The sequence below is a fragment of the Labrys sp. (in: a-proteobacteria) genome (genome assembly GCF_047605565.1).
Classification (GTDB): Bacteria; Pseudomonadota; Alphaproteobacteria; order Rhizobiales; family Labraceae; genus Labrys; species Labrys neptuniae.
The window spans coordinates 234,821-252,921 of sequence record NZ_JASGFM010000004.1; the positions used below are offsets into that span (position 1 = coordinate 234,821).

The 18,101-nt window shown below is 62.6% G+C and carries 16 protein-coding genes; 8 read left to right on the plus strand and 8 right to left on the minus strand.

Going from position 1 to position 18,101, the window contains the following annotated elements; genetic code table 11:
• Positions 1-135: 135 nt before the first annotated feature.
• The 5 genes from QM672_RS06505 (at position 136) to QM672_RS06525 (ending at position 3,536) form a co-directional block, all read left to right on the plus strand.
• Positions 136-690, plus strand: a complete 555-nt coding sequence (locus QM672_RS06505; RefSeq protein ID WP_415081376.1) for a hypothetical protein — start codon at positions 136-138, stop codon at positions 688-690.
• Positions 691-954: 264 nt separating this feature from the next.
• Complete coding sequence (locus QM672_RS06510; RefSeq protein ID WP_415081378.1) at positions 955-1,746, plus strand: HipA family kinase; 792 nt, start codon at positions 955-957, stop codon at positions 1,744-1,746.
• Entirely contained in the window at positions 1,743-2,597 is an 855-nt protein-coding gene (locus tag QM672_RS06515) for a DUF3037 domain-containing protein (protein WP_415081380.1), read from the plus strand. Before QM672_RS06510 ends, QM672_RS06515 begins: the two co-directional genes overlap by 4 nt.
• 73 nt (positions 2,598-2,670) lie before the next feature.
• Positions 2,671-2,802 (plus strand): hypothetical protein, encoded by a 132-nt coding sequence (locus tag QM672_RS06520; RefSeq protein WP_415081382.1) that lies wholly within the window; start codon positions 2,671-2,673, stop codon positions 2,800-2,802.
• A gap of 206 nt (positions 2,803-3,008) precedes the next feature.
• Positions 3,009-3,536: a DedA family protein gene (locus tag QM672_RS06525; protein ID WP_415081384.1), complete on the plus strand. Its 528-nt coding sequence runs from the start codon at positions 3,009-3,011 to the stop codon at positions 3,534-3,536.
• A 45-nt stretch (positions 3,537-3,581) separates the two neighbouring features.
• Here QM672_RS06525 and QM672_RS06530 read toward each other — a convergent pair whose 3' ends face one another.
• The 8 genes from QM672_RS06530 to QM672_RS06565 all read right to left on the minus strand — a co-directional run bounded on the left by QM672_RS06530 (position 3,582) and on the right by QM672_RS06565 (position 13,900).
• Positions 3,582-4,874 carry a dihydrolipoamide acetyltransferase family protein gene (locus tag QM672_RS06530; protein ID WP_415081386.1) on the minus strand — a complete coding sequence of 431 codons (1,293 nt, stop codon included), beginning with the start codon at positions 4,872-4,874 and terminating at the stop codon, positions 3,582-3,584.
• A gap of 11 nt (positions 4,875-4,885) precedes the next feature.
• Positions 4,886-5,899: an alpha-ketoacid dehydrogenase subunit beta gene (locus QM672_RS06535; protein WP_311934848.1), complete on the minus strand. Its 1,014-nt coding sequence runs from the start codon at positions 5,897-5,899 to the stop codon at positions 4,886-4,888.
• Positions 5,899-7,173, minus strand: coding sequence for a thiamine pyrophosphate-dependent enzyme (locus QM672_RS06540; protein ID WP_367622837.1), 1,275 nt, complete (start codon positions 7,171-7,173; stop codon positions 5,899-5,901). The genes QM672_RS06535 and QM672_RS06540 overlap by 1 nt, the downstream gene beginning before the upstream one ends.
• A 257-nt stretch (positions 7,174-7,430) precedes the next feature.
• The gene (locus QM672_RS06545) at positions 7,431-8,594 is read right to left on the minus strand and encodes an isovaleryl-CoA dehydrogenase (protein WP_415081389.1); all 1,164 of its coding nucleotides are present in this window, start codon (positions 8,592-8,594) and stop codon (positions 7,431-7,433) included.
• Positions 8,595-8,608: 14 nt separating this feature from the next.
• The gene (locus QM672_RS06550; protein WP_415081391.1) at positions 8,609-9,517 is read right to left on the minus strand and encodes a hydroxymethylglutaryl-CoA lyase; all 909 of its coding nucleotides are present in this window, start codon (positions 9,515-9,517) and stop codon (positions 8,609-8,611) included.
• On the minus strand, positions 9,514-11,526 hold the full coding sequence (locus QM672_RS06555) for an acetyl/propionyl/methylcrotonyl-CoA carboxylase subunit alpha (RefSeq protein WP_415081393.1): 2,013 nt from the start codon (positions 11,524-11,526) through the stop codon (positions 9,514-9,516). Before QM672_RS06555 ends, QM672_RS06550 begins: the two co-directional genes overlap by 4 nt.
• Positions 11,523-12,269 (minus strand): enoyl-CoA hydratase-related protein, encoded by a 747-nt coding sequence (locus QM672_RS06560; protein ID WP_311934853.1) that lies wholly within the window; start codon positions 12,267-12,269, stop codon positions 11,523-11,525. The genes QM672_RS06555 and QM672_RS06560 overlap by 4 nt, the downstream gene beginning before the upstream one ends.
• Before the next feature lie 23 nt (positions 12,270-12,292).
• Positions 12,293-13,900 (minus strand): carboxyl transferase domain-containing protein, encoded by a 1,608-nt coding sequence (locus QM672_RS06565; RefSeq protein WP_415081396.1) that lies wholly within the window; start codon positions 13,898-13,900, stop codon positions 12,293-12,295.
• Between the two features lie 112 nt (positions 13,901-14,012).
• Between QM672_RS06565 and QM672_RS06570 the strand changes: the two genes are divergently transcribed.
• From QM672_RS06570 to QM672_RS06580, 3 genes are all read left to right on the plus strand, one after another.
• The gene (locus tag QM672_RS06570; protein WP_415081398.1) at positions 14,013-14,609 is read left to right on the plus strand and encodes a TetR/AcrR family transcriptional regulator; all 597 of its coding nucleotides are present in this window, start codon (positions 14,013-14,015) and stop codon (positions 14,607-14,609) included.
• A 217-nt stretch (positions 14,610-14,826) separates the two neighbouring features.
• Positions 14,827-16,827: a tetratricopeptide repeat protein gene (locus tag QM672_RS06575; protein ID WP_415081421.1), complete on the plus strand. Its 2,001-nt coding sequence runs from the start codon at positions 14,827-14,829 to the stop codon at positions 16,825-16,827.
• Between the two features lie 239 nt (positions 16,828-17,066).
• Positions 17,067-18,092: an aldo/keto reductase gene (locus QM672_RS06580; RefSeq protein WP_367622842.1), complete on the plus strand. Its 1,026-nt coding sequence runs from the start codon at positions 17,067-17,069 to the stop codon at positions 18,090-18,092.
• Positions 18,093-18,101: the final 9 nt, after the last annotated feature.

An 18,101-nucleotide genomic window follows, 5' to 3' on the forward strand; every position in this document is an offset into this window, starting at 1 on the left:
CAGTCATTGGGCCCCAGCCACCTGGAGGAAGCATTTAGAATTCCTCGGTCGTCAGTGTTAACTATCCAACTACCCTAGCCTCATTTAGACTCTCCGTTCCCCGCAATGTCAAAGATCATTGAGAACATTCCAAAGATGAAGATGCGCGATACCGTTAATCTGTGGCGGAACGCAATTCGTATTCTGGGAGATGGCCGCAAGCGCAACCAGCACGCATTGGCACAGCGTGTTCTAGACGCGATTAAGCGAGAGTGGATACGCCGCCGCCCGGACCCCAAAAACCCTGACGGTGAATTTGCTTGGCCCTCTACCGACGCCAGCCCCGGATCCAGGGACCTTGATACTGAAGATTGGGTTAAGGATGGTGTACTTCACTATATGGGATATCGCGTTGGCAACACGGAGGGGGAACCACAGGGGATTAGAGAAAAGATACTTTCGGAGATCTTCAGAGGACCAATTCCGCCAGCCTTTGAACGCAATTACCTCAACGAATGGGGAGAGCCCTCCACTGTAGCGCGGCTGCGCAAACTCGCCGAAACAATGGCGGCGCTTACTCGAAATGCCAAACGCCGGCGCGACGCCCGTATGATCGCAGCCATTCGCGATTGGGAGAGTGATTTGAATTTCCTCTATCACGAATATTACGCTGGAAAATTTCATTTCGCGTGGCCGGAAAGCAGCGTCTGATCGAAGATGCTGCCAAAGGCGTTCCTCGGAATGTCATCTAGTCTAGACGGACTGGTGCAATTCATTTCGGCGGCATTATAAGCTTCGGCCCTAACCGTAGCCTCTCATTGATTCTATCTCGCGCCGCGGCTCGCACAAAGAGGGTTGTTTCGTCATACTCATCGCGGAAGAGTGCTTCTCTCAAGAATTACTGGCGCTTGCCGAGCAGCAGGGCATAGTTGGCCAGAATCTGAAACCACAAGCGCAGGGGAATGGGCGTCAGGCGTGCTGAAACGTGTCTCACCGATCCAGTATAATCGCCCTGTAACACGCGGCCGGACTGGACCGCTTTTCATCACTTGCGAGACAGACGATGGCTCCACCGAGGACGTGGTTGCCAAGTTTTCCGGCGGATGCGATCAGGGCAATATCAATCTGGCGAGAGAGGTCATCGGCGCCTGCCTCGCGGGAGATCTCGGCCTGCCGGTGCCTGAACCTTTCTTGATTGACGTTCCTGCCCAATGGGTCGCGACAGTCCCTGATGCGAACGAACGAGCGAAGGTGGGGGGAAGCTCCCCGGTCGCGTTCGGCTCGCGTTTCATGACCGGACAGTTCGGGATTTGGACTCCAGGGAATTTGATTTCCGACATAATGCTGCCGACAGCGGTCAGCATATTCGTTTTCGACGCGATCATTCAGAACCCGGATCGGCGATCCGATAATCCGAACTGCTTGGTGCGTGGGGACGAGCTTCGTATTTTCGACCACGAGTTGGCATTCTCGCATGGCCTCATTATAGGATGGCAGCCCCCATGGTCCTTGGGCGGCCTTAAATCCATGGAAACCAATGGGAATCATATATTCCGGGCCGGCCTGAAAGGGCGTATCGTTGATTACGCTCCGATCCGTGCGGCATGGGCAGCCTTGTCGGACGCCCGGATCGCGGGCTATGAAACGGCTCTCCCAGCCGAATGGATCAATGTGGAGGCGACTGCCGCAGCCGCGATCAAGCTGATCAAGGACGCGAGAGACAACATTGACGCGGTTCTCGAGGAAGTGAAGCGGGTGCTCTTATGACAAGCAAGGCGGCTTATAGCTACACGCTACTTCGATACGTCCACGATGTGATGACGGGTGAGTTCGTCAACGTAGGCGTTGTCCTCTTTGTGCCGTCTATGGGAGTGGTTCGTTTCAAAATGCGCGGCACCATTGGCCGCCTGAAGGGCGTTTTCCCCGACATTGATCGCAAAGCCTTCCTTTCGTCGATGGCCGCCGTGCGGAAAGGCCTACAACTTACTGCCAAATGCGAACAGGAGGCGGGCCTATTGAAAAGCGAGGGCGATGCCGCGGTAATCGCGCGCCGCGCCGTGCCGCCCGACGACAGCTCTCTACAATGGTCGCAGTGCGGCACCGGGCTGACCGCTGATCCGGACGAGGCGTTGAACCGCCTCTTTGACCGATACGTGTCGCGATACGATGCGCTACATCGTGCCCGCCGTTCCGATGACGACGTTTGGCGTCCTGTTCGTCAGAAACTCGAAGAACGCGACCTCGCACAACATCTTCAAGAAAAGTCCATCAGCGGTGGCCTGGACGATATTGTCTTCAAGTACGCATGGAAGAACGGCCAGTGGCATGTCTATGAGCCACTTTCGTTCGATCTTGCGGATGCCGATGGCATCAAGAGTAAGGCTCGCGAATGGCTTGGCCATCTGTCAGCCGTCGTCGCTGGCGGCAAAACCGAGCCGTTCAAGCCTCACTTTATTGTTGGCGCGCCGGACAATCCGACATTGCAAGACGCTTATCGCAAAGCCATCGCCATCCTTGAACAGGCTCCGAACCAGCCAGAAATTTTCGAAGAGAGCCAACTCGATAAACTCGTTGCTCAAATCGAAGATGAAGTACGGGAGCACAACGCGCACGTCTGATATGCAGTGCCTGTCTCGATAGCGACTTTGGTGCTAAATTCTGTTGGCCTTCTCGGCATCCTGGGAGTGCAAAATGGAACTGTGGCGGTCCGTCAACGACGATTGGGAAAAGCTCAAGGCAGACGTCAAGATCCTTAAGTGGATTATGGCCGTCAATTTTGGTCTGACCTATGCCGCGCTGTTAGTCATATTGCTAAAGGTCTGAATCTTTTCCCGTGAACGTCGCTGGTAGAATACCCGCGATTTCAGAGTTCTGACGCCGAGGCCGATGGTGCATCTTGCCTGCAACGCGGAATGACCATATTCCAGTTCTCATCTTCGGCTTCTAGGGCGCGCCACATTTTCGAACCCAAGCATCGATATCAGCCAAATATCTCGCGAATTCGATGCTTTGGTTTCCGCACGTCTCCCATGACAATCGCTGACATCTCCCAGCCCATCATCGCCTTCGTTCGCGCGCATGAAGGCTGGGGTACTCTCGTCGTGTTGCTGCTGGCCTTCGGGGAATCACTCGCCTTCATCTCACTCCTGCTGCCGTCAACCGTCATCCTGCTCGGGATCGGCTTCCTGATCGGCGAAAGCGGCATGTCGCTCTGGCCCTTCTGGGCGGCGGCGGCGCTAGGAGCCTTTCTCGGCGATTGGCTGTCCTATTGGATCGGCCTGAAGCTCGAGCATCGCGTGGCCCATTATTGGCCGCTCACACGCTATCCGGACCTGCTGCCGCGCGGCCATCGCTTCTTCGAGAAATGGGGGGCGCTCGGCGTCTTCTTCGGCCGCTTCCTCGGGCCGCTCAGGGCCTCGGTGCCGCTGGTGGCCGGCATCTGCGAAATGCCGGCGCTGAGCTTCCAGCTCGTGAATGCCGCCTCGGCCGTGATCTGGGCCTTCGGCGTGCTGGCGCCCGGTGCCTTGGGGCTCAACTGGCTGCAAACGCTGTTCTGATCGGGTTCGGATGCTCCGACATCTTCGGAACCCGATCTGGAAAGCTCACACCATCAGCCGAACCGGCGCCTCCAATTCTCCCTTCACCGTCTTGATGAAGGCGGCGGCATCGAAGCCGTCGACGATGCGGTGATCGAAGGAGGACGACAGGTTCATCAGCTTGGCGACGACGATCTGCCCGTCCTTCACCACGGGTCGCTCGACGATCTTGTTGACGCCGACGATGGCGACCTCGGGCGGATTGATGATCGGCGTCGCGGCGATGCCGCCGAGCGCTCCGAGGCTCGACACCGTGATGGTCGAGCCGGTCAGCACCTCGCGGCTCGCCTTGCCGGCCCTGGCGAGTTCGCTGAGCTTGGCAATCTCGGTGGCGAGCTGGTGCAGGGTCAGCAATTCGGCATGGCGGATCACCGGCACCACCAGGCCACGCGGCGTCTGCGTCGCCACGCCGATATGCGCGGCATTGTAGCGGCGGATCACCGCGGCGTCGGCATCGTAGCGGGCATTGACGATGGGATGCTGGGCGATGCCGCGCACCATGGCCTTGATCAGGAAGGGCAGCAGGGTCAGCTTCGGCCAGCCGACGGCTGCGGTGTTGATCTCGGCGCGCGCCGCTTCGAGGGCGGTGACGTCGATCTCCTCCACATAGGTGAAATGCGGCACGCTGCGCTTGGCTTCCAGCATGCGTTCGGCGATCTGGCGGCGCAGGCCGATCACCTTGATATCCTCGATGCCCTCATCGCCGGCCGTGGGCGGGGGCGGCACAGGCGGGCGGGCCGTCGGAGCCGGGGGCACAGCCTGGGACTGGGGCTGGCTGCGGGTCAGATAGTCGTCGAGATCGGCATGCTCGATGCGCCCCTCGGGACCACTGCCGCGGATCGTGCTGCCGTCAAGCCCGAGGGCGGCCAATCGGGCACGCACGGCGGGCGCCGCCAGCACCTTGCCCGACCCAACCGGGGCGGCCGCCGAGGGCGACACGGCAACCGGAGCGGCGACCCGCGCCGGAGCCGGAGCAGCCTTGGCCGGCGCCTTGGCGGGCTTGGTCGGCGCTGATGTTGGAACAGGTGCCGGTTCGGCGGCGGGAGCCTCGGGCTTGCCGCCGGTATCGATCACCACCAATTCGCTGCCGATCGAGGCCATCACGCCGACCTCGGCATGACGCGAGAGGATGCGCCCCGAAACGGGCGAGGTGATCTCCACCGTCGCCTTGTCGGTCATCACATCGACGAGCGGATCGTCCTCCTGGATCTCCTGGCCGATCTCCGCGTGCCAGGCGACGATCTCGGCCTGGGCGATGCCTTCGCCGACGTCCGGCAATTTGAACACGAAATTGCTCATGATCGTTTCCCTCAGCCTGCCATCACTTTGCGCATGCCTTCCCCGACCCGCTTCGGCCCCGGGAAATACTGCCATTCGAACGTATGCGGATAGGGCGTGTCCCAGCCGGTGACGCGCTCGATCGGCGCTTCGAGATGGTGGAAGCAGCGTTCCTGCACCAGTGCCGACAATTCTGCACCGAAACCGCCCGTCCGTGTCGCCTCATGCACGATCAGGCAGCGGCCGGTCTTCTTCACCGATTCCTCGATCGTCTCGATGTCGACAGGCAGGATCGTCCTGAGATCGATGATCTCGGCATCGATGCCGGTCTCCTGCGTCGCCGTGAGCGCGACATGCACCATGGTGCCATAGGCCAGGATGGTAAGTTCGCTGCCCTCCCGTGCGATCGCAGCCTTGCCGAGCGGTACCTTGTAGTGTCCCGCCGGCACGTCGGCCCCGGCCTGGTCGGTCCAGGGCTTCAGCGGGCGGTCGTGATGGCCATCGAAGGGACCGTTGTAGAGGCGCTTGGGCTCGAAGAACAAGACCGGGTCGTCATCCTCGACCGCGCTGATCAAGAGCCCCTTGGCGTCATAGGGGTTGGACGGGATCACCGTCTTGATGCCGCAGACATGGCTGAACAGGCCTTCCGGGCTCTGGCTATGGGTCTGGCCGCCGAAAATGCCGCCGCCATAGGGCGAGCGGATGGTGATCGGCGAGGTGAACTCTCCGCCCGAGCGGTAGCGCAGGCGCGCCGCTTCCGAGACGATCTGGTCGAAGCCGGGATAGATGTAATCGGCGAACTGGCACTCGACGATCGGCCTGAGGCCATAGGCGCCCATGCCGATGGCGATGGCGATCAAGCCCCCCTCGGCGATGGGGGCATCGAAGACGCGCTGCGAACTGTAGCGCTGCTGCAGGCCGTCGGTGCAGCGGAACACGCCGCCGAAGAAGCCGACATCCTCGCCGAAGATCAGCACGTTGGGATCGTTCCTGAGCAGGACGTCCATGGCCGAATTCAGGGCCTGCACCATATTCATGGCGGGCATTATTCGCCCTCCTTCTTATGAGCGGCGTCTTTGGTGGCTTCGAAACGGTTGAGTTCCGCCAGCTGTTCCTTGAGATGCCAGGGCATTTCCTTGAAGACGTCCTCGAACATGGTTTCGGTGCCGTGATGCGGCCCGTCGCTGAGAATGCCGTGGCGCTGGGCCTCGGCATTGGCGGCCTTGACTTCGGCCTGCAATTCCTTGGCCTGCGCCTGGTGGCGCTCCTCGTTCCATTCGCCCAGCCCGATGAGATGACGCTTCAATCGCTCGACCGGATCGCCGAAGGGCCAGTATTTCTCCTCGTCGCCCGGGCGGTAGCGGCCGGGATCGTCGCTGGTGGAATGGGCGGCGACGCGATAGGTGAAGAGCTCGATCAGGGTTGGGCCATGGTTGGAGCGGGCCCGTTCGGCAGCCCAGCGCGTAACGGCATAGACGGCGAGCAGATCGTTGCCGTCGACCCGGATGCCCGGCATGCCGAAACCGATGGCACGCGAGGCGAAAGTCGCCTCCTCGCCGCCGGCGACACCCTGGCTGGACGAGATCGCCCATTGATTGTTGACGAGATTGATCAGCACCGGCGCGTGATAGACGGAGGCGAACACCATGCCGTGATGGAAATCGCCCTCGGCGGAGGAGCCGTCGCCGATCCAGGCCGCGGCGATGCGGCGATCGCGCTTATAGGCCGAAGCCATGGCCCAGCCGACGGCCTGCGGCACCTGGGTGGCGAGATTGCCGGAGATGGAGAAGAAGCCGGCCTCCTTGGCCGAATAGAGTACCGGCAATTGCCGGCCCTTCAACCGGTCCTGCCCATTGGAATAGATCTGGGACATCATGTCGGTCAACGGCCAGTTGCGCGCCACCAGGAGGCCCTGCTGGCGGTAGGTCGGGAAGCACATGTCGCCGGCTTCCAGCGCCAACGCCTGGCCGACCGCCACCGCCTCCTCGCCCGTGCATTTCATGTAGAAGGAGGTCTTGCCCTGGCGCTGGGCCTTGAACATCTGATCGTCGAAATAGCGCGTCAGCATCATGGCACGCAGGGCCCTGCGCAAGGTGTCGGCGTCGAGCTTGGGGTCCCAGGGGCCGACAGCCTTGCCCTCGTCGTCGAGCACCCGGACGAGGCCGAAGGCGAGGTCCCGGGTTTCGGAGGCGACCGCAGTCACCGGCGGGCGCTGGGCCTCGCCCGCCCCCGGCAGGTTGAGATAGCTGAAATCAGGCGTATCGCCCGGCCGGAAGCGGGCTTCCGGAATGTGCAGGCTAAGCGTGGTCTTCTTGGTCATCGAGCGGGCGCTCCCAGGACTTGTTGCTGTCCGGCTGGCGTGAGGTTGCGTCTGGTCGGGTCAAAACTCGGCGATGGCTGGCTTCCTGGTCATTCCGTGCGCGATGCGGCATGAAATGCTGCCTCGCAGACCCGGGATCGCTCTGAGAATGAGCCAAAATCGGCTTGCGATCCCCGGACCAAACCTTTGGTTTGGTCTGACTGCAGCGCATCATTGCGTGCTGCGATGCGTCCGGGATGACCCCGTGTCCGGCGCTGTCAGCTCGTCTCGCGGAATATCTCGCGGCCGATCAGCATGCGCCGGATCTCGGAGGTGCCGGCGCCAATCTCGTAGAGCTTGGCGTCACGAAGAAGGCGTCCGGCCGGAAAATCATTGATGTAGCCATTGCCGCCCAGGGCCTGGATCGCCTCGAGCGCGACCTTGGTGGCATTTTCGGCCGAATAGAGGATGCAGCCGGCGGCATCCTTACGCGCGACCTCGCCGCGGTCGCAGGCGGCGGCCACCGCATAGCTATAGGCACGCGAGGCATTGTAGAGGGTGTACATGTCCGCGAGCTTGCCCTGCATCAGCTGGAAGGTGCCGATGGCTTCGCCGAACTGCTTGCGCTCATGCACATAAGGCACGACGAGGTCGAGAGAGGCGGCCATCAGCCCGATCGGTCCGCCCGACAATACCACCCTCTCGAAATCGAGGCCGGACATCAGGATGCGCACGCCATCGCCGACCTTGCCGAGCAGGTTGGCTGCAGGCACGAAGCAATCCTCGAACACCAGCTCGCAGGTACTGGAGCCGCGCATGCCGAGCTTGTCGAGCTTGGGCGAGGTGCGGAAGCCGGCAAAACCGCGTTCGACGATGAAGGTGGAGATACCCTTCGGCCCGGCGGCCGGATCGGTCTTGGCATAGACGACCAGCACGTCGGCGTCCGGGCCATTGGTGATCCACATCTTGGTACCGTTGAGGACAAAACCGCCTTCACGGGCCTCGGCCTTGAGGCTCATCGACACCACATCCGAGCCGGAACCGGCCTCCGACATCGCCAGCGAGCCGACATGCTCGCCCGAGATCAGCTTGGGCAGATAGCGCTGCTTCTGGTCCCGATTGGCATGGCGGGTGAGCTGGTTGACGCACAGATTGGAATGGGCGCCGTAGGAAAGTCCCACCGAGCCCGAGGCCCGGCTGATTTCCTCCATGGCGACGCAATGGGCGAGATAGCCCATGCCCGAGCCGCCATAGTCGGATTCGGCGGTGATGCCGAGCAGGCCGAGGGCACCGAGTTCGGGCCACAAATCGCGCGGAAAGGCATTGTCGCGATCGATGGCGGCGGCCCGCGGCGCGATCCTCTCCGCTGCGAAGCGCTGCACCATGCGGCGCAATTCCTCGACGTCCTCACCGAGATTGAAGTTCAGGCCGCCATCATACATGAGCCCTCTCCCTGCTATTTTATCTTGGCCGCCAAGGCCTGCCCTGCGCGCGAGCGCGGGGCCGAGCCGAGCGCTGTGCAGACAGCCCTGCCGGCAGCCGCGACCCTATCGAGATCGACCCCGGTTTCGACGCCCAGGCCATCAAGCATGTAAACGAGATCCTCGGTCGCCAGGTTTCCGCTCGCCCCCGGCGCATAGGGACAACCGCCGAGGCCGGCGACGGAGGAATCCACCACGGTGACGCCGAGTTCCAGGCAGGCCAGGACATTGGCGAGCGCCTGGCCATAGGTGTCGTGGAAGTGCACGGCGACGCGCTCGATGCCGATCTCGCGCGCCACGGCCGCCGTCATCGCCCGCGCCGCATCGGGCGTACCGACACCGATGGTGTCGCCGAGCGAAATCTCTTCGCACCCCATCGCGGCCAGGACTGTCGCCACCGAAACCACGGCGGAGACAGCCACCCGTCCCTCATAGGGGCAGCCCAGCACGCAGCTGACATAGCCCCGCACCTTCAGGCCCTTGGCCCGGGCCTCGGTCACGATCGGCCGATATTCGTCGAGGCTCTCTTCGATGCTGCGATTGATGTTGCGGCGGCTGAAGCTCTCGGAGGCGGCGGCAAACACGGCGATATGCCGGGCCTTGGCCGCGAGTGCATCGGCAAAACCACGGGCATTGGGCACCAGCACGGGTAGATCGACCTGTCCCGCCAAGGAGGACAGCCCGGCCAGCACGTCAGCGGTCTGCGCCATCTGCGGCAGGTTCCTGGGCGAGACGAAGCTGCCGGCCTCCACCGTACGCAGCCCGGCTGTCGCCAGGTCGCGGATGAGGGCGATACGGGTCTCGACCGGTAACACCCGGCTTTCGTTCTGGAGGCCGTCGCGGGGACCGACCTCGAAAATCTCGACGCGTTCGGCCCGGCTCACGGCTCGATCTCCAGCACTACCAGTTCGGCGCCGGCGACGACCTGATCGCCCACCGCGACATCGACCATCTTGACGACGCCGGCGCGCGGAGCGGAAACGGTGTGTTCCATCTTCATGGCTTCGATCACCACCAGGGCCTGCCCCTTCTCCACCGCGGTACCCACCGCCGCGCTAACCGACAGCACCAGGCCAGGCATGGGCGACATGATACGGCCGGCCCCCTCGCTTTCGACGCCGCGCGGCTTGCGGGGATCGCGCAGGCCGAAGGCATAGGATCGGCCGTCCACGAAAAGGGTCAGGGTTTCGCCGGACAGGACCGCACGGGCCTTGAGCACGCCCTCGCTGATGCGCAACCTCGCCGTTCCCTGGGCATCGAGGTTGCCCTCGACAATGACGGCCCGATCGGCGAGATGCAGTTCATAGCCCCCTGCCCGCCAGACGGCATCGACGCCGATCGGCGTGTCGCCCCAGGCCAGATCCAGCTTGCGGCGAGCCGAACCGGACAGGCGCCAGCCGTCTGTCTCGCCCCAGGGAGAATGGAGATCGGCCGGATCGGCCGCCTTGGCCAGGCGCTCGGAGGCCCGCAGGGCGACGAAGGCCGCCGCTGCGACCACCTCGTCTGACAGATGCCGGGCTGGTGCCAGCAGATCGGCCTGATGATGCTCGATGAAACGTGTGTCGACCCCGCCTTCGGCAAAAGCCGGATGGCGGATGATGGCGGCAAGGAAATCCCGATTGGTATGGGGCCCGACCACTTCGACGGCATCGAGGCCCGCTCCGAGCCGGGCGATGGCTTCGGCGCGGTCGACGCCGGCGGCGATCACCTTGGCGAGCAGGGAATCGTAATGCATCGAGATGGTGTCACCACTGCGAAAGCCGCTGTCGATCCGCAGGCCGGCGAGGCCCTCTGGCAAGGCCAGATGCTCGATCCGGCCGATGCTCGGCAGGAAGCCGCCGGCCGGATCCTCGGCACACAGACGCGCCTCCAGGGCATGGCCCGCGCAGGTGATCGCCTCCTGCGCCAGCGGCAGCGGCGCGCCGCCTGCCACCCGCAACTGCCAGGACACGAGATCGAGGCCGGTGACCGCTTCCGTCACCGGATGCTCGACCTGAAGCCTCGTATTCATCTCCATGAAATAGAAATGGTCGTCGGCAACCAGGAACTCAACGGTGCCGGCGCCTACATAATCGACCGATCGCGCACAGGTGATCGCCGCCTGATGCAGGCCCGCCCGCAAGGCCGGTGGCAGGTCCGGTGCCGGCGCCTCCTCGATCACTTTCTGATGGCGACGCTGCACCGAGCAGTCGCGGTCGAACAGATGCACCGTATGGCCGTGGTGGTCGGCGAAGACCTGCACCTCGACATGACGCGCGACCTGCAGATAGCGCTCGATCACCATGCGATCGTCGCCGAAAGCGGAGCGCGCCTCGCGTTGGGCCGCCTGCAGCTCTGTTGGCAGATCCTCGACCCTGGCAACGATATGCATGCCCTTGCCGCCGCCACCGGCCGATGGCTTCAGCAATACCGGAAAGCCGATGGCCTCCGCCGCACGCGTCAATGTGTCGAGGCTCTGGTCCTCGCCCTCATAGCCCTTCAGCACCGGCACGCCAGCTGCGGCCATGCGGGCGCGGGCCTGCGCCTTGTCACCCATGGCCAGGATGGTTTCGGCCGACGGCCCGACGAAGGTGATGCCCTCGGCCGCGCAGGCCCGGGCGAACTCGGCATTCTCGGCCAGGAAGCCATAACCGGGATGGATGGCATCGGCACCGCTGGCCTTGGCAGCGGCGATCAGCTTGTCGATCGACAGATAGCTTTCGCGCGAAGGCGCGGGGCCGAGACGCAACGCCCGGTCCGCCAGCGACACCGCAAGGCTGTCGGCATCGGCATCCGAATAGACGGCGACAGTGCGGATGCCCATGGCGCGGGCCGTGCGAATGATGCGTACGGCGATCTCGCCGCGATTGGCGATCAGGAGCACGCGAACGGGTCTGGGCTGATGAGCGGTCATGGCATCCATCCCGGCTTGCGCTTGGCAAAAAAGGCAGCGAGGCCCTCGCGCGCCTCGGGCGAAGAGCGGATCGTGGCGATGCGCCGAGCGCTCTCCTCGATGCGCTCTGCCGTGATGGGCCCAGCCATGTCATCAGCCAGTTTCTTGGCGGCGGCGATGGCCTCCGGACCGCCGGCGAAGATGTCCGAAAGGCAGCGTTGCACTGCTTCGTCCAGCGTTTCGGGGGCCGCTATTTCATGGATCAGCCCGTATCTCAATGCATCTTCGGCCGAGAAGCGTTCGGCGGTGAGGAAGAGGCGGCGCGCGGCGCGCTGGCCGATCGCCCTGACCACATAGGGACTGATCGCGCCAGGGATCAGGCCGAGGCGCACCTCGCTGAGGGCGAATCGCGCCTGCGGCACGGCAATGGCGATGTCGCAGCAGGCCACCAGCCCCACGGCGCCGCCGAAGGCCGCCCCCTGCACCTTTGCCAGCGTCGGCTTGGGGCAGGTGTCGACCACCCGCATCAGCTCGGCGAGCTGCCGGGCATCGGCGAGATTGTCCTCCGGCAAGGCATCGGCGGCACGGCGCATCCAGGCAAGATCCGCCCCGGCCGAGAAGGCCTTGCCCTCTGCCTGCAGCAGCACCGCCCGCACCGTTGCGTCGGTGCCCGCCTCGGCAAAGGCCCGTGTCAATTCGGCGATGAGGCCGTCGTCGAAGGCGTTCAGCACCTCGGGACGGTCCAGCGTCAGGACCGCGACCATCCCGTCCCGCTCCACCCGCAGGCTCACATCCGGAACACGCCGAAGCGTGTCTCCCTGGCTGGGGCATTCCGCGACGCCGACAGGGCCAGCGCCAGCACCATGCGGGTCTCGGCAGGATCGATGATGCCGTCGTCCCATAGCCGCGCCGTCGAGTAATAGGGGTTGCCCTGCTCCTCATACTGGGCTCGGATCGGCGCTTTGAAGGCCTCCTCGGCCTCAGCATCGATTTTGGACTCATCGGTTCCGGCCGCATCCCGCCGCACCTGCGCCAAGACATTGGCGGCCTGCTCGCCCCCCATCACGGAAATGCGGGCATTGGGCCACATCCACAGGAAGCGCGGATCATAGGCACGGCCGCACATGGCGTAATTGCCGGCGCCGAAGCTGTTGCCGATCACCACGGTGAATTTCGGCACGTTCGCTGCCGCCACCGCCGCCACCAGCTTGGCGCCATCCTTGGCGATGCCGCCCGCCTCATAGTCCCGGCCGACCATGAAGCCGGTGATGTTCTGCAGGAAGAGCAAGGGAATGCCGCGCTGGCAGGCAAGCTCGATTAAATGAGCCCCCTTCAGCGCCGACTCCGAAAAGAGAATGCCGTTATTGGCGATGATGCCGACGGGATAGCCCCAGATCCGGGCAAAGCCTGTGACCAGCGTATTGCCGAAATCGGCCTTGAACTCGTCGAACTCCGAGCCATCGACCAGCCGGGCGATGACCTGCCTGACATCATAGGGCTTGCGCGGATCGGCGGAGACGATGCCGTAGATCTCGCTAGGATCGTAAAGGGGCGGCTTCGGCGCCTCGACGTCACCGACATCATGCTTGCGCCGGTTGAGATTGCCGACGATCTCCCGCGCAATGCCGAGGGCATGCGCATCGTTCTCGGCAGCATAGTCAGCCACGCCCGAGGTTCGGGTGTGAGTATCGGTGCCGCCCAGCACCTCTGCACTGACTGTCTCGCCGGTAGCCGCCTTCACCAACGGTGGCCCTCCGAGGAAAATCGTGGCCTGGTTGCGCACCATCACGACCTGATCGGCCATGGCCGGCACATAGGCGCCGCCCGCGGTTGAACTGCCCATCACCACGGCGATCTGCGGGATGCCGGCCGCCGACAGGCGCGCCTGGTTGAAGAAGATGCGGCCGAAATGCTCGCGGTCGGGAAAGACCTCGTCCTGCTTGGGCAGGAAGGCCCCACCCGAATCAACCAGATAGACGCAGGGCAGATGATTTTCGGCAGCGATGGACTGCGCCCGCAAATGCTTCTTCACCGTCATCGGGAAATAGGTGCCGCCTTTCACCGTGGCATCGTTGGCGACGACCATGCATTCCTGGCCCGAGATGCGGCCGATACCGGTGATCAACCCGGCGGCTGGTACTTCGTCGCGATAGAGGCCGAAGGCGGCAAGCTGGGAAAGCTCCAGGAAGGGGGCCCCGGTGTCGAGCAGCAACTCGATGCGGTCGCGCGGCAACAGCTTGCCACGCTTGAGATGCTTTTCACGGGCGGCAGCCGAACCGCCGCCACCGGCGCGCTGATTGCGCTCCCTCAGTTCAGCGGCGAGCGCAGCCAGTGCGTCGTGATTGCGCTGGAACGTCTCCGACCGCCGATCGACGGCACTCCCTATGACCGGCATGCAGATCGCCTTGCCTGTTGCAAGCCGCTTGCGGGGCGGCCTTTATTAGATCATAAACGAACGAACGTTTGTTTCTATAATCGGGAGCGGGTTTCTCCGCAAGTGGTTTGAGATGGCACGCAGGGCAGGAGCGGATGGCAGCAAGACGGCGGAGGCAATCCGCACCGCGGGCCTGCGCCTGATCTTCCAGCACGGCTATGAAGGCATGAGCCTGCGGGACCTTGCCCAGAGCGTCGGGATCCAGCCGGGGTCGCTCTACAATCATATCACCACCAAGCAGGCACTGTTGTTCGACTTCCTGGTCGAGCACATGACGAGGCTGACCGAAGCGCTCGACGCGGCACTGGCCGGCATCGAGAGCCCCCTCGCCCGCCTCGACACCTTCATCGAATTCCACCTGCGCTACCATCTGACCCGGCGGATGGAAGTCTTCGTCAACAATTCAGAACTGCGCAGCCTGGAGCCGCAGAACAGGGCTGTGGTGACCGGCTTGCGGCGTGACTACGAGCGACGCCTGGAACAGATCCTGGCCGAAGGAACCCGGAGCGGCGCCCTGGCGGTGCCGGATGTGACCGTTGCCACCTTCGCGATCATCGCCCAGCTCACCGGCGTGGTCGGCTGGTACGACCCCAAGGGGCGCCTCGGCGAGGACGAGATCATCGCCATCCATCGGCAGCTGGTCGTCGGCGGACTGTTACCCTCCCTATAAATAGAGTCTTGCAGCCAGACCTACGGCATCGAAACGGTAGCTAGGGTGCCGTACGCTGCTGGTGGTCGCTTTCGTGCTGGCGAACGATGAAAGCAAAGCCTGCTGCTACACGCCGTTCTACCGAGGACACGTCCGATCTTTTCCATATCGCTAAGATGCGCTCTACTGTTGTCGAGGGTAGTTTCTTTGGCTGAGGTCTTCGGTGAACAAAAAACCCATGCTATGGGCAATAGTGGTTGCGTTGTCGCTGGTCCCGGCAACCGCCATCGCCAAGAAAATCTCGGGCACGCAGGCGGAGAAATTCTGCTTCGATGCCCAATCCACCAACGATCAGACCATCGCCGGCTGCAGTTGGATCATTGCGGGAGAGGGCCGTTCCCAGGCAGGTCTGGCAACCGCCTATTACAATCGCGGCGTGGCTTATCAGGACAAGGGTGACAGGGACCGCGCCATCGCGGATTATGACCAAGCCATCTTCCTGAAACCCGATCACGCTTCGGCCTATTACAACCGCGGCAATCTCTATCGTGACCAAGGCAATGCCGCCCGCGCCATCGAGGATTATGATCAAGCTATTCGCCTGGATCCGAACGACGCGCAGGCGTTGAACAATCGCGGCAACGCTCATGCAGATAGGGGGGACCACGACCGCGCCATTCGGGACTTCGGTCGAGCCCTCAGCCTCAAGCCGAATGATGCGATCGCGCTCTGCAATCGCGGCGGCGTCTATGCCGACAAAGGTGATAGGGACCGCGCCATCCAGGACTACGACCAAGCCATTCGCATCAAGCCGGACTATGCCATCGCCTTCAACGGCCGTGGCAGCGCCCATTATGACAAGGGTGATCGCGAGCGCGCCATTCGGGACTTCGACGAGGCCATCCGTCTCAAGCCGGACTATGCCGACGCCTTCAACAATCGGGGTAACGCCTACCACGACAAGGGCGAGTACGATCGGGCCATTCAGGACTACGACCGCGCCATTCGACTCAAGCGTAATTTCACCTACGCCTTCAACAATCGCGGCAGCACCTATGATGACAAGGGCAACTACGACCGCGCTATCCGCGATTATGATCAGGCCATTCGCCTCAAGCCCGATTATGCCTACGCCTTCAACAACCGCGGCGTCGCCAACAAGAACAAAGGTGACAACGACAAAGCGATCCGGGACTACGATGAGGCCATCCGCATAGATCCCGATTACGTCAACGCCTATTCGAACCGTGGCAACGCCTATTACGACAAAGGCCAATTCGATCGAGCCATTCAGGACTACGATCAGGCCATACGCATCAAGCCAGACCATGCCGTCGCCTATAATGGCCGGGGCAACGCTTATGACGACAAAGGCGACAGCGACCGCGCCCTTCAAGACTACGATCAGGCGATCCGGCTCGACCCCAATTTGGCAATCGCCTTCAACAATCGCGGTGGCGTATATGCCGAAAAAGGCGACCAGGATCGCGCGATCCGGGATTTCGACGAAGCCATTCGCCTCAAGCCTGATTATGCCAGGGCTTATAACGCGCGGGGCACCGTCTATTACAACAGGGGCGACTATGGGCGCGCCATCCAGGATTACGATCAGGCCATACGTTTCGACGCCGGCTACGCGCTTGCCTTCAACAACCGCGGCAACGCCCATGACGACAAGGGCGATCGCGAGCGCGCTCTGGCGGATTATGATCAGGCCATTCGCCTCAAGCCCGACTATATCCTCGCCTATAGGAACCGCGGCATCACATATGACCGGCAGGGCCGTTACGACCGAGCCATCCGTGACTTCGACGAGGCTATCCGGCTCGATCCCGATAATGCGGCCGCCTTCGTCAATAGAGGCGTCAGCTACGACAACAAGGGCGATCACGCCCGCGCAATCCAAGACTTCAATCAAGCTATCCGCATCAAGCCAAACAATGCTCGCGCCTATAGGAGGCGCGGCTCCAGTTACAACGATCTTGGAAACTCCAACAGGGCGCTGACAGACTTCAATCTGGCCATCAGCATCGATCCCGACTATGCCGAGGCCTACAATGATCGCGGCCTCACCTATTTGAGCTTAGCCGATTACGATAGGGCGATCATGGATTTCGATCAGGCTATCCGCATCAAACCGAAATTCTACCGCGCTATAAGAAATCGCGCCAAAGCCGTAGAAATACGAAACAAGAACTTCCCTGAGAAGAAAACACTCAAGGCATCGGCCTCTCCCTAGGACCGGAAGGCAGTCTACAAACCGACACACGAGGTCGTTGACCCAAGGACGGATCGGATTGCGCTATTTTCGCGAGGTACCCACTCCCGCCCTGATTCCGATTGTCGTCAAATCACAACCAGAATATCCTCTGACAAATTGCGTTCGCCTAGAGGGATATCGTGCGACCGCATCGGCGTGTCTTTGCCATTTCAACTCATTCATCAAATTTCAAAACGCCTTAGCAACGAGGAATATCCATGGAATATCGTCAGTTAGGCGGCTCGGGCTTCAAGGTGCCGGCGCTCAGCCTGGGCACTGGAACTTTTGGCGGCGGCGGTGACTTCTTCAAGGCCTGGGGCACGACCGATTCGGAAGGCGCACGCCGCCTGCTCGACATCTGTATCGACGCCGGCGTTACCATGTTCGACAGCGCCGATATCTATTCCTCAGGTCTCGCGGAGGAAATTCTCGGCAAGGCGATCGCCGGGCGCCGCGACCAGGTGATCATCTCGACCAAGGCGACCTTCCGCTCCGGTCCCGGGCCGAATGATGTCGGCTCTTCCCGATTCCATCTCACCGATGCTGTCGACAAGGCGCTGAAGCGGCTCGGCACCGACTATATCGACCTGTTCCAACTGCACGGTTTCGACGCGCTCACGCCGGTCGAGGAAGTACTGCAGACCTTCGACGACCTGATCCGCGCCGGAAAGATCCGCTATATCGGCGTCTCCAACTTCTCCGGCTGGCATCTGGCGAAGTCCCTGGCGGCCTCGGACCGTTACGGGCTGCCGCGCTATGTCGCCCACCAGGCCTATTATTCCCTGGTCGGCCGCGACTATGAATGGGAACTGATGCCGCTCGGCCTCGACCAGAAGGTCGGTGCCGTGGTGTGGAGCCCGCTCGGCTGGGGGCGCCTGACTGGAAAGCTGCGCCGCGGTGCGGCATTGCCGGAGCGCAGCCGTCTGCACCAGACCGCGGCCGATGGTCCGCCGGTAGCCGATGAGCTGCTCTATCGTGTCGTCGACGCCATCGACGCCATCGCCGGCGAAACCGGCAAGAGCGTACCCCAGATCGCTCTCAACTGGCTGCTGCAGCGTCCCACCGTCGCCAGCGTGATCATCGGTGCACGCGACGAGGCACAATTGCACGAAAATCTCGGCGCCGTCGGCTGGAAGCTCACACCGGAGCAGATCGCAAAGCTGGACGAGGCCAGCACCGTGACCCTGCCCTATCCTTATTGGCACCAGCGTGGCTTCACCGAGCGCAATCCGCCACCGGTGTGAACAGACAGA

Excerpts from the sequence above, each read along its gene's own strand:
- QM672_RS06580 (WP_367622842.1), top strand. The coding sequence starts at position 17,067 with ATGGAATATCGTCAGTTAGGCGGCTCGGGCTTCAAGGTGCCGGCGCTC.
- QM672_RS06530 (WP_415081386.1), bottom strand. The coding sequence starts at position 4,874 with ATGAGCAATTTCGTGTTCAAATTGCCGGACGTCGGCGAAGGCATCGCC.
- QM672_RS06555 (WP_415081393.1), bottom strand. The coding sequence starts at position 11,526 with ATGACCGCTCATCAGCCCAGACCCGTTCGCGTGCTCCTGATCGCCAAT.
- QM672_RS06540 (WP_367622837.1), bottom strand. The coding sequence starts at position 7,173 with ATGACCAAGAAGACCACGCTTAGCCTGCACATTCCGGAAGCCCGCTTC.
- QM672_RS06565 (WP_415081396.1), bottom strand. The coding sequence starts at position 13,900 with ATGCCGGTCATAGGGAGTGCCGTCGATCGGCGGTCGGAGACGTTCCAG.
- QM672_RS06570 (WP_415081398.1), top strand. The coding sequence starts at position 14,013 with ATGGCACGCAGGGCAGGAGCGGATGGCAGCAAGACGGCGGAGGCAATC.
- QM672_RS06535 (WP_311934848.1), bottom strand. The coding sequence starts at position 5,899 with ATGCCCGCCATGAATATGGTGCAGGCCCTGAATTCGGCCATGGACGTC.
- QM672_RS06525 (WP_415081384.1), top strand. The coding sequence starts at position 3,009 with ATGACAATCGCTGACATCTCCCAGCCCATCATCGCCTTCGTTCGCGCG.
- QM672_RS06560 (WP_311934853.1), bottom strand. The coding sequence starts at position 12,269 with ATGGTCGCGGTCCTGACGCTGGACCGTCCCGAGGTGCTGAACGCCTTC.
- QM672_RS06545 (WP_415081389.1), bottom strand. The coding sequence starts at position 8,594 with ATGTATGATGGCGGCCTGAACTTCAATCTCGGTGAGGACGTCGAGGAA.
- QM672_RS06505 (WP_415081376.1), top strand. The coding sequence starts at position 136 with ATGAAGATGCGCGATACCGTTAATCTGTGGCGGAACGCAATTCGTATT.
- QM672_RS06515 (WP_415081380.1), top strand. The coding sequence starts at position 1,743 with ATGACAAGCAAGGCGGCTTATAGCTACACGCTACTTCGATACGTCCAC.
- QM672_RS06575 (WP_415081421.1), top strand. The coding sequence starts at position 14,827 with ATGCTATGGGCAATAGTGGTTGCGTTGTCGCTGGTCCCGGCAACCGCC.
- QM672_RS06520 (WP_415081382.1), top strand. The coding sequence starts at position 2,671 with ATGGAACTGTGGCGGTCCGTCAACGACGATTGGGAAAAGCTCAAGGCA.